This window comes from Rhodococcus sp. RCBS9 (assembly GCF_029457415.1).
Lineage (GTDB): Bacteria > Actinomycetota > Actinomycetes > Mycobacteriales > Mycobacteriaceae > Rhodococcus_F > Rhodococcus_F qingshengii.
This window is the reverse complement of the sequence record NZ_CP120422.1, coordinates 5725428-5735898: the sequence shown is the minus strand read 5'-3', so window position 1 is coordinate 5735898 and position 10471 is coordinate 5725428. Positions and strand designations below refer to the sequence as shown.

Sequence of the window (10471 nt, the reverse complement as noted above, 5' to 3'; positions counted from 1 at the left end):
CAACCATTTGGGACTATTGTCCTGAATATCATGGCTAAAACGGCCCTATATAACAAACCGAAGCGCCGGTACCCGACGAACGGGCACCGACGCTCCGGTGAAATGTATTCAGTTGATCGTGCCGAGGTTGCTTGTCAGACCGTGAAGCCGAGTGCGCGCAGTTGCTCGCGTCCGTCTTCGGTGATCTTGTCCGGTCCCCACGGCGGCAACCACACCCAGTTGATCTTCATGTCGGTACACAGATCGCTACGCACAAGTGCGCCGCGCGCCTGGTCCTCGATCACGTCGGTCAACGGGCACGCCGCCGACGTCAAAGTCATGTCGATCGTGACGACACCGTCGTCTTCGAAGAGTCCGTAGACCAAGCCGAGATCGACGACGTTGATTCCCAGTTCGGGATCGACGACGTCGCGCATCGCTTCTTCGAGTTCGTCGAGTCGCTCAGGCGACGGGACAGTGCCACTGCCCTGTGCGCCACCGAATTCCGCAGTGGAATCGGGATTCGGATTCACCGGAGCGCCGACCTCGGCGTCCTGCACTGGTTGTGTCTCGGTCATGATCCCTGTCCTTCAGTCGTGTCGACCAATTCACTGCTGCTGTCCGCCGTCGACACAGCACTGCCGTCGACAATCTGGACTACAGCATCCTTGAATGCCATCCATCCGAGCAAGGCGCACTTCACGCGTGCCGGGTACTTCGAGACACCGACGAACGCGATGCCGTCGCCGAGAACGTCCTCGTCCCCCTCGACGGTGCCCCGACTGCTCACCATCTCGTTGAACGCCGTCACCGTCTTCAGTGCGTCGGTGACCTGCATCCCGATGACGAGGTCGTTGAGCACCGACGTCGACGCCTGGCTGATCGAACAACCCTGACCGTCGTACGAGACGTCGGAGACCGTTCCGTCCTCGGATATCTGGACGCGCAACGTCACCTCGTCGCCACACGTCGGGTTGACGTGGTGCACCTCGGCGCCGAACGGCTCACGGAGTCCGCGGCCGTGCGGATGTTTGTAGTGATCGAGGATCACTTCCTGATACATCTGCTCCATGCGCATGATTCAGTTCAACTCCCCTGCGACACCGAAAAATTCCTGCGCACGCTTGATCGCGGCAACGAGAACATCGATTTCCGCGGTGGTGTTGTAGAGCGCAAACGACGCACGGGCCGTCGCAGCGACACCGAACTTACGATGCAGCGGCCACGCACAATGGTGTCCGACGCGAATCGCGACGCCCTCGTCGTCGAGGATCTGTCCGAGGTCGTGGGCGTGAATACCGTCCACGACAAAGGAAATCGCTCCGCCGCGGTTCTCGGACGTCTGCGGTCCGATGATGCGCAGACCTTCGATCGCCGACAACTTTTCGAGAGCAGCCTCCACCAACACGTGCTCGTGCGCGGCGACTGCGTCCATCCCGAAGGTGTTCAGGTAATCCACGGCAGCGCCCAACCCGACCACCTGTGAGGTCATCGGTACGCCGGCTTCGAAACGCTGAGGCGGTGGCGCGTAAGTGCTGACCTCCATGGTGACCGTCTCGATCATCGACCCGCCGGTGATGAACGGAGGCATCGCTGCCAGCAGTTCACGACGGCCGTAGAGAACTCCGACCCCCGAAGGGCCGAGCATCTTGTGGCCCGAGAACGCCGCGTAGTCCACTCCCAGTTCGTGGAAGTCGACGGCCATGTGAGGCACCGACTGGCACGCGTCGAGCACGACGAGTGCACCGACGGCGCGTGCTCGTCGCACCAATTCCTCGACGGGCGCGATCGCGCCGGTCACGTTGGACTGGTGGGTGAACGAAACGACCTTCACCGCGTCTGTCAGCTCCAGCGAATCGAGATCGATCCGGCCGTCGTCGGTGACGCCGTACCACTTGAGCGTCGCGCCGGTTCGGCGCGCAAGTTCCTGCCAGGGAACGAGGTTGGCGTGGTGTTCGAGTTCGGTGATGACGATTTCGTCGCCAGGACCGACATGGCGGTCGAAGCGATCGTCACCGAGAACGTAGGTCACCAGATTGAGAGCCTCGGTGGCGTTCTTGGTGAACACCAACTCGTCCGAATCCGCACCCACGAAGGAAGCGATGGTGGCGCGAGCATTCTCGTACGCGTCAGTCGCCTCTTCTGCGAGCTGATGAGCACCCCGGTGTACTGCCGCGTTACACGTGGTCAGGAAGTCCCGTTCGGCATCGAGAACCTGGACCGGACGCTGTGAGGTAGCGCCGGAATCCAAGTACACCAAAGGTTTTCCGTCGCGCACGGTTCGCGCCAGGATCGGGAAGTCGGCCCGAACCGCTGTGACGTCGAGCTCGCGCACCGAGGTGGTCATCGTGATTACGCTCCCTGGGTAGCTGCGGTGTCCGCGGTGAAACGAACGTAGCCGTTGGTCTCGAGCTCGTCGGCCAGCTCCGGTCCACCGGACTCGACGATGCGGCCACCGACGAACACGTGAACGAAGTCGGGGTTGATGTAGCGCAGAATGCGCGTGTAGTGCGTGATCAGCAGAACGCCGCCGTTCTCGCGCTCCTTGTAGCGGTTGACGCCTTCCGAGACGGTGCGCAGAGCGTCGACGTCGAGGCCGGAGTCGGTCTCGTCGAGGATCGCGATCTTCGGCTTGAGCATGCCCAACTGCAGGATCTCGTGGCGCTTCTTCTCGCCACCGGAGAAGCCTTCGTTGACCGAGCGCTCGATGAACGAGGGATCGATCTCGAGCTCGCTGAGGGCTTCCTTGACTTCCTTGACCCAGTGGCGCAGCTTGGGAGCCTCGCCTCGCACGGCCGTAGCGGCGGTGCGCAGGAAGTTGGACATGGAAACGCCGGGAACCTCGACGGGGTACTGCATGGCCAGGAAGAGCCCGGCACGCGCACGCTCGTCGACGCTCATTGCGAGGACGTCTTCACCGTTGAGGGTGATGGAGCCGGACGTGACCTGGTACTTGGGGTGACCGGCGATGGCGTACGACAGAGTCGACTTGCCGGAGCCGTTGGGGCCCATGATCGCGTGGGTCTCCCCCGAGCGGACCGTCAGGTCGACGCCCTTGAGGATCTGGATGGGCTCGGCGTTGGCATCGGAGTTGGCGACCTCGACGTGCAGGTCACGAACCTCGAGGACCGAGGTGGTGGTGTTGTCACTGGTAGACATGAAATTCCTTCAAGATGAGGCGGGCGAGCGTAGCGACGGGGTGGTGTCGCCGGCGGGGCGGTCAGGAGCCGACGGCTGCGAGTTCGGCTTCGACTGCGGCTTCGAGGCGATCGCGCACCTCGGGAACAGCGATCTTGTTGATGATTTCGTGGAAGAACCCACGTACGACCAGACGACGAGCCTGATCCTCCGGGATACCACGAGCACGCAGGTAGAACAGCTGCTCGTCGTCGAAACGTCCCGTTGCACTTGCGTGGCCGGCCCCGACGATCTCACCGGTTTCGATTTCGAGGTTCGGAACCGAGTCGGCGCGGGCGCCGTCGGTCAGCACCAGGTTGCGGTTGAGCTCGAACGTGTCGGTGCCCTCCGCTGCGGCGCGGATGAGAACGTCGCCGATCCACACGGTGTGCGCGTCGGGCTTGCCGGATCCGGGATCTCCCTGAAGCGCACCCTTGTAGACCACGTTGGACTTGCAGTTGGGCTGCGAATGGTCCACCAGCAGACGCTGTTCCAGATGCTGGCCGGCGTCGGCGAAGTACAGGCCGAGCAGTTCGGCGTCGCCGCCCGGTCCGTCGTACTTGACGGTGGCGGACAGGCGAACCAGGTCGCCGCCCAGGCTGATCGAGGTGTATCGAAGCACTGCGTCGCGGTTCAGGCGAGCGTGGTGTGACGTCACGTGAACTGCGTCGTCCGCCCAGTCCTGGATGGCCACCACCGTCAGCTGCGCACTGTCACCGAGAACGAATTCGATGTTCTCCGCGAAGGTTCCGCTGCCGCGCTGGTCGATCACGAACGTCGCCTTGGCGAACTGCGCCAGACGAATCTGGGTGTGTCCGTAGGCGACGTTGTCGACTCCGGGGCCGGTCATGGTGACCACGACGGGCTTCTCGACCTCGACCTCGGCGCCAACCGAGATGACCGTTGCCGTCTCGAAGCTCGAATACGCCTGCGCTGCAATGCGATCAGCGGGAACGCCGGCTTTGCCCAGACGTGCGTCGTCACGGCCGACGGTCTCGACGGTGATGTCGCTTCCGCCGTCGACCTCGACGGTGACCTGTCCGTTGGCGACGGCGCTGCCGTCGTGCAATCCCCGGAGACGACGCAGCGGGGTGAACCGCCAGATCTCGTCACGTCCGCCGGGAACCTCGAAAGCATTGACGTCGAACGAGGAGAACTGCTCACCCTTGTTCGTGATGGGTGAGCCTGTGGCTGCACCCTTTACAGGAGCGGTCGGGTTCTCCCCGGCAACAGCTCCGATGACTCCGGTCTCTGGCGTGGTCACTAACCCACAGCCCCTTCCATCTGAAGTTCGATAAGGCGGTTGAGCTCGAGCGCGTACTCCATCGGGAGTTCCTTCGCGATGGGCTCGACGAATCCACGCACGATGGTGGCCATCGCCTCGTCCTCGGTCAGTCCGCGGCTCATCAGGTAGAAGAGCTGATCGTCACTGACCTTCGAAACGGTGGCCTCGTGACCCATGGTGACGTCGTCCTCGCGGATGTCGACGTACGGGTAGGTGTCGCTTCGGCTGATCTGGTCGACCAGCAGAGCGTCACACTTGACGGTCGACTTGGAGCCGTGGGCACCCTTGTTGACCTGCACCAGACCGCGGTACGACGCACGTCCACCACCACGGGCGACAGACTTGCTGATGATGGTCGAGGACGTGTGCGGCGCGAGGTGGAGCATCTTGGCGCCGGTGTCCTGGTGCTGGCCCTCGCCGGAGAACGCAACGGAGAGAACCTCACCGCGGGCGTACTCGCCCATCAGCCACACGGCCGGGTACTTCATGGTGACCTTGGAGCCGATGTTGCCGTCGACCCACTCCATGGATCCGCCGGCCTCGACCTTGGTGCGCTTGGTCACCAGGTTGTAGACGTTGTTGGACCAGTTCTGGATGGTCGTGTAGCGGCAGTGGCCGCCCTTCTTCACGATGATCTCGACGACGGCCGAGTGCAGTGAATCGGACTTGTAGATCGGCGCGGTGCAACCCTCGACATAGTGCACGGAGGCATCTTCGTCGACGATGATCAGGGTGCGCTCGAACTGACCCATGTTCTCGGTGTTGATGCGGAAGTACGCCTGCAACGGGATGTCCACGTGGACTCCCGGCGGAACGTAGATGAACGAGCCACCGGACCACACGGCGGTGTTCAGCGCGGAGAACTTGTTGTCGCCGGCCGGGATGACCGATCCGAAGTACTCCTTGAACAGCTCCGGGTGCTGCTTGAGACCGGTGTCCGTGTCGAGGAAGATGACGCCCTGCTCCTCGAGGTCCTCACGGATCGAGTGGTAGACGACCTCGGACTCGTACTGAGCTGCGACGCCGGCAACGAGGCGCTGCTTCTCCGCCTCGGGGATGCCGAGCTTGTCGTACGTGTTCTTGATGTCCTCGGGCAGGTCTTCCCACGACTCGGCCTGCTTCTCGCTGGACCGGACGAAGTACTTGATGTTGTCGAAGTGAATACCTTCGAGGTCGCTGCCCCAGTTCGGCATCGGCTTCTTGTCGAAGGTGCGCAGCGCCTTGAGGCGGATGTCGAGCATCCACTCGGGCTCGCTCTTCTTGGCGGAGATGTCCCGCACGACAGCCTCGGACAACCCGCGCTGCGCGCTGGCTCCGGCTTCGTCGGAATCGGACCAGCCGTAGCCGTAATGACCGAGGGACGCGATGGTCTCTTCCTGCGTGAGCGGCTCGGTGCCTGCTGCCGCAGTGGTAGTCGCCTGGTCTGATGTGACGGTCATGCGAGCTCCTTCCGGAGTCTTGTTTCTTGACGGCTGCTCGGGTTCAGCGAGGGCTGGTCGCTGTGGTCGAGCAGTTCTGACTTTGAAGAACTAGCTGAAAAATCTCTATTCGAACGCTGCACGGTGGCAACGCTCTGTAGAACACTCTGGTCCGGTCATCTACTCCCGGTGGACACGAGGGGCACGTGCGTCGTGCAGGCGCAGTCACCGTTGGCGATGGTCGCCAGACGCTGAACATGAGTCCCGAGCAATTGCCGGAATGCTTGCTGCTCTGCCTCGCACAGTTCCGGAAACTCTTCTGCCACATGGGAAACCGGGCAATGGTGTTGGCAGATCTGCACGCCGTTGCCGACCGGCCGGGTCGACGCTGCGAACCCCACCGCGTTGAAGGCTTCGGCGATTGCGTCCGCTGTCGCCTCGACGTTGTCGACATCTGTCGGATCAGCCGGTTCGACGTCGCCGACGATCGCCTGAACCCGACGCTTGGCGAACTCCTCGATTGCCGCGTCTCCGCCGATTTCACGGAGTTGCCGCATCGCGGCTCCCGCCAGATCGTCGTAGGTGTGGCCGAGGCGGCCGCGGCCGGTCGCGGTGATCTGGAACTGCTTGGCGGGACGACCTCGTCCGCGCTGACGCAGCGACGCCGCCGAAGCGGTACGGGCTTCGCCGGACTCGATCAACGCATCCAAGTGACGTCGGACACCTGCGGCACTCAAACCGAGGCGCGTGCCGATTTCGGAGGCGGTAATGGGGCCTTCTTCGAGTAGCAGCTTGACCACTGCGGCCCGGGTCTGGCCTTCGACGCTCACCGTCACCGGATTTGCGGCAGCACTCGGCGAGGTCGCTACAGTGGGCTGACCTGCAACTTCCTTGCTTCGAGGGTCTGACGCATTTCTTTTCACAACACAAGTGTGACGGAATTCTTTTCGCAGGTCTACTAAGGGCAACCTGCATTACATTCGGGAATATCCGGACAACGTACGTTGTTTGTGCTTGTCTGTCCGGCTGGATGGAGCCGCTACGCTGCCTGGTGTGCCGCAGACCCCCGAGAAGACGACGACCGCGCGATCGGCGCGCGCGATCCTGCTGGAAAAACCCAAGGCACTCGCGCTTTCCACAATCGGCGTTCGACCTTTCGGATCCGCTCCCCGGCAGAGTATGGCCGCGGTGCTGCACGGCGACGAGGACGAGCGCCCTGGCCTGAACGCGAAGGAAACCGCACAACTGCGAGGGATTCGCCGATTCGGCGCAACCGGCGCGGTCTTGATGGCAGTCGGAGCGCTCGGCGCCGGCGCACAACCCGTCCTGCAGAATCCGACCGCAGGACTTCGAGTCCTCAGCCTTCCCGGACGTATGCCGACGGTCTCACTCACCATGACGATGACCGGAACCGTGCTCGTCGTTCTGGCCTGGCTGATGATGGGCCGATTTGCAGTCGGGGACATACGCAGCCGTTCCGGCGCACCGCGGCGCATGACCCGTTCCCAGTTGGACCGCACACTCCTGCTGTGGATCCTGCCGCTCTCGGTCGCACCGCCGATGTTCAGCCGCGACGTCTACTCGTATCTGGCTCAAAGCGAAATCGCGGCCCGTGGACTCGATCCGTACGCCATCGGCCCCAAGGCGGCACTGGGCGTCGACCACGTTCTCACCCGCACGGTTCCGACGATCTGGCGCGACACCCCGGCTCCGTACGGTCCGTTCTTCCTGTGGCTGGGACGCGGGATCAGCTCACTGACCGGCGACAACATCGTGGCCGGAATCTTCTTGCACCGCTTGCTCGCATTGGCCGGCGTCGCGCTCATCGTGTGGGCGATACCGCGACTGGCCAAGCGATGCGGTGTCTCTGCCGTCAGTTCGCTCTGGCTCGGTGCCGCGAACCCGCTGTTGCTCTTCCACTTGGTGGCCGGCATCCACAACGAAGCGCTCATGCTCGGGTTGATGCTCGCCGGAATCGAGATCGCCCTCCGCGCAGTCGAAGGGTCCGGGCCCATCCGTGGGCGAGCGCTGTTCTATCTCGTTGCGGGATCAGGTTTGATCGCGTTGTCGTCGACCGTCAAAATTCCGTCCTTGCTTGCGCTGGGATTTGTCGGCATGGCCTTGGCTCGGCGTTGGGGTGGAACCTGGAAAGCCCTGGCGGGAGCCGCGATTCTCCTGGGCATCGTTGCCGCTGTCGTCACGTTTGTCATCAGCGTGGCCAGTGGGCTCGGTATGGGTTGGATCAACACCCTCGACACCGCCACGGCAGTCCGGAGTTGGATGTCCATCCCGACGCTCCTGGGCGTCGGCACGGGATTGGCCGGTGTACTACTCGGACTCGGCGATCACACGACGGCGATCCTCACGATCACGCGGCCCATCGCAACTCTCGTCGCCATGCTCGTCACCGCACGGATGATGATCTCGGTGTACATGGGCCGCATCCACCCGGTCGGCGGACTCGGCATCGCGCTCGGCGCGATCGTTCTCCTGTTCCCCGTCGTTCAGCCGTGGTACCTGCTGTGGGCGATCCTTCCGTTGGCGGCGTGGGCCACCGCGCCGATTTTCCGCATCCCTGCCGTCGTCTTCACCTCGATCGTCAGCGTCATGTTGATGTCCAACGGCGCCGAATACCTTCCGTTCATGATCGTGCAGGCCGTCATCGCGACCATCCTCACCGCCGGAACGCTCATCGTCTTCACCCGCAATTCACTCCCCTGGCGTAGCGACAAGCCAGTAGCGGAGATCACGAAAGGCGGACCGGTAGACGAAGACAACTCGGCGGGGGCTTACGCTGATTCCCCGTGACCTCGAGAGCCTCCAGATCGTCGACGCCGGCGGTACAGATCCAGGGTGTCGTCAAGTCCTTCGACGGTGTTCGAGCCGTCGACGGTATCGATCTCACTGTCGAGACGGCCCAGGTCGTTGCCCTGCTCGGCCCCAACGGAGCCGGTAAGACAACCACCGTCGAGATGTGCGAAGGGTTTGTCACCCCCGATGCCGGCACGGTTCGAGTGCTCGGTCTCGACCCCATCGCCGACTCCGGTGAAGTCCGCTCGCGAATCGGCGTCATGCTGCAGGGCGGCGGCGCGTACCCCGGGTCCAAGGCCGGGGAAATGCTCGACCTCGTGGCCGCATACTCGGCCGACCCGCTCGATCCCGCCTGGCTCCTTTCCAAACTCGGCCTCACCGATGCGCGCAAGACCCCGTACCGCCGCCTCTCCGGAGGCCAGCAGCAACGACTGTCCCTGGCGTGCGCGCTGGTCGGGCGTCCCGAGTTGGTATTTCTGGACGAACCCACCGCCGGCCTCGACGCTCAGGCGCGCCTGCTCGTGTGGGAACTCATCGACGCTCTGCGACGCGACGGCGTGAGCGTCCTGCTCACCACACACCTCATGGACGAGGCCGAAGCGCTCGCCGACGAACTGGTCATCATCGACCACGGCAAGATCGTCGCGTCGGGAACGCCGGCCGAGGTCACCAGCAAGGGCGCCGAAGGACAACTCCGTCTGACGACGATTCCCGGTTTGAGCCTCGATTCGCTGGCCGGTTCACTCCCCGGGTTCCGCATCGAGGAATCCAACCCCGGCACCTACGTCGTCGAAGGTGCAATCGATCCGGCAACCGTGGCAACAGTTGCGACGTGGTGTGCCGATCAGGACGTGCTGATCAACGACATTCGCGTCGATCAACGGAGTCTGGAAGACGTCTTCCTCGAATTGACGGGCCGGGAACTGAGGGGATGACGGAGATCAAGGTCATGAACGAAACAGCGTCGAACGGCCAGAGCAGTCCCATCAGCGTTGCCAGAGACCGACGGCTCGCCGAGAACCGCTTCGAGCCACGCACCTTCTCGCCGGATCCCCGCCCCAATTCGGCGGCCAAAATGCTGGCGGCGCAGACCAAACTGGAGCTGACTCTTCTGCTCCGCAACGGTGAGCAGTTGCTGCTCACCATGTTCATCCCGATCACCCTGCTCATCGGACTGTGTCTACTCCCGATCGGCGATTTGGGCGATTCTCGGGTCGATACCGTGCTCCCTGGTGTCATGATGGTTGCCGTGATGTCGACGGCGTTCACCGGACAGGCCATCGCCGTCGGATTCGACCGCCGATACGGCGCGCTCAAGCGACTCGGTGCAACGCCGCTACCGCGGTGGGGAATCATCGCAGGCAAGAGCGCTGCCGTCATCATCGTCGTGGCTCTGCAGTCACTCTTGCTCGGCGCTATTGGTTTGGCGTTGGGATGGCGTCCGTCGTTCGTCGAACTTGTACTCGGCGCAGTGGTCATTGCCATCGGTACTGTCACATTTGCAGCGCTTGGCCTACTGCTCGGCGGTACTTTGCGAGCAGAGATCGTTCTCGCTCTCGCCAACATCCTGTGGTTCATCATGGTGGGCATCGGCAGTGTGGTCTTCGCCAGTGGTGAACTTCCGACCGCCGTCCACACGCTGGTCCGCATTGTTCCGTCCGGCGCTCTCGCACACGCACTCGAAGCGGCCCTCGACACCTCGATGGACTGGTTCTCGATTCTCGTACTTCTCATCTGGGCCGCAGTGGCCGGAGTCTGCGCAGCAAGGTGGTTCAAGTTCACGTGAGTACACGACGGACAG

At 63.1% G+C, this 10471-nt stretch carries 10 protein-coding genes; 3 read left to right on the top strand and 7 right to left on the bottom strand.

Going from position 1 to position 10471, the window contains the following annotated elements; translation table 11 throughout:
- Positions 1–134: 134 nt before the first annotated feature.
- The 7 genes from P0M12_RS27010 to P0M12_RS26980 all read right to left on the bottom strand — a co-directional run bounded on the left by P0M12_RS27010 (position 135) and on the right by P0M12_RS26980 (position 6782).
- On the bottom strand, positions 135–557 hold the full coding sequence (locus P0M12_RS27010) for a metal-sulfur cluster assembly factor (protein WP_003944963.1): 423 nt from the start codon (positions 555–557) through the stop codon (positions 135–137).
- A complete protein-coding gene (sufU, locus tag P0M12_RS27005) occupies positions 554–1057 on the bottom strand; it encodes a Fe-S cluster assembly sulfur transfer protein SufU (protein WP_277377099.1) in 504 nt (167 codons plus the stop codon). The genes P0M12_RS27010 and sufU overlap by 4 nt, the downstream gene beginning before the upstream one ends.
- Before the next feature lie 3 nt (positions 1058–1060).
- Positions 1061–2326, bottom strand: a complete 1266-nt coding sequence (locus P0M12_RS27000; protein WP_003944865.1) for a cysteine desulfurase — start codon at positions 2324–2326, stop codon at positions 1061–1063.
- 5 nt (positions 2327–2331) lie between these two features.
- Entirely contained in the window at positions 2332–3138 is an 807-nt protein-coding gene (gene sufC, locus P0M12_RS26995; RefSeq protein ID WP_003944795.1) for a Fe-S cluster assembly ATPase SufC, read from the bottom strand.
- Positions 3139–3199: 61 nt separating this feature from the next.
- The gene (gene sufD / locus P0M12_RS26990) at positions 3200–4420 is read right to left on the bottom strand and encodes a Fe-S cluster assembly protein SufD (protein ID WP_042919809.1); all 1221 of its coding nucleotides are present in this window, start codon (positions 4418–4420) and stop codon (positions 3200–3202) included.
- Positions 4420–5880 (bottom strand): Fe-S cluster assembly protein SufB, encoded by a 1461-nt coding sequence (sufB, locus tag P0M12_RS26985; protein ID WP_003944799.1) that lies wholly within the window; start codon positions 5878–5880, stop codon positions 4420–4422. The genes sufD and sufB overlap by 1 nt, the downstream gene beginning before the upstream one ends.
- Positions 5881–6035: 155 nt before the next feature.
- A complete protein-coding gene (locus P0M12_RS26980; RefSeq protein ID WP_076948451.1) occupies positions 6036–6782 on the bottom strand; it encodes a metalloregulator ArsR/SmtB family transcription factor in 747 nt (248 codons plus the stop codon).
- Between the two features lie 130 nt (positions 6783–6912).
- Between P0M12_RS26980 and mptB the strand changes: the two genes are divergently transcribed.
- From mptB to P0M12_RS26965, 3 genes are read left to right on the top strand one after another with little or no spacing between them, the layout of a single operon-like run.
- A complete protein-coding gene (gene mptB, locus P0M12_RS26975) occupies positions 6913–8667 on the top strand; it encodes a polyprenol phosphomannose-dependent alpha 1,6 mannosyltransferase MptB (RefSeq protein WP_003944776.1) in 1755 nt (584 codons plus the stop codon).
- A complete protein-coding gene (locus P0M12_RS26970; RefSeq protein WP_003944819.1) occupies positions 8664–9605 on the top strand; it encodes an ABC transporter ATP-binding protein in 942 nt (313 codons plus the stop codon). The genes mptB and P0M12_RS26970 overlap by 4 nt, the downstream gene beginning before the upstream one ends.
- Positions 9602–10456 carry an ABC transporter permease gene (locus P0M12_RS26965; RefSeq protein ID WP_080712737.1) on the top strand — a complete coding sequence of 285 codons (855 nt, stop codon included), beginning with the start codon at positions 9602–9604 and terminating at the stop codon, positions 10454–10456. The genes P0M12_RS26970 and P0M12_RS26965 overlap by 4 nt, the downstream gene beginning before the upstream one ends.
- The last annotated feature ends 15 nt before the right edge of the window (positions 10457–10471 follow it).

Excerpts from the sequence above, each read along its gene's own strand:
- P0M12_RS27010 (WP_003944963.1), bottom strand. The coding sequence starts at position 557 with ATGACCGAGACACAACCAGTGCAGGACGCCGAGGTCGGCGCTCCGGTG.
- sufU (WP_277377099.1), bottom strand. The coding sequence starts at position 1,057 with ATGCGCATGGAGCAGATGTATCAGGAAGTGATCCTCGATCACTACAAA.
- P0M12_RS27000 (WP_003944865.1), bottom strand. The coding sequence starts at position 2,326 with ATGACCACCTCGGTGCGCGAGCTCGACGTCACAGCGGTTCGGGCCGAC.
- sufC (WP_003944795.1), bottom strand. The coding sequence starts at position 3,138 with ATGTCTACCAGTGACAACACCACCACCTCGGTCCTCGAGGTTCGTGAC.
- sufB (WP_003944799.1), bottom strand. The coding sequence starts at position 5,880 with ATGACCGTCACATCAGACCAGGCGACTACCACTGCGGCAGCAGGCACC.
- P0M12_RS26965 (WP_080712737.1), top strand. The coding sequence starts at position 9,602 with ATGACGGAGATCAAGGTCATGAACGAAACAGCGTCGAACGGCCAGAGC.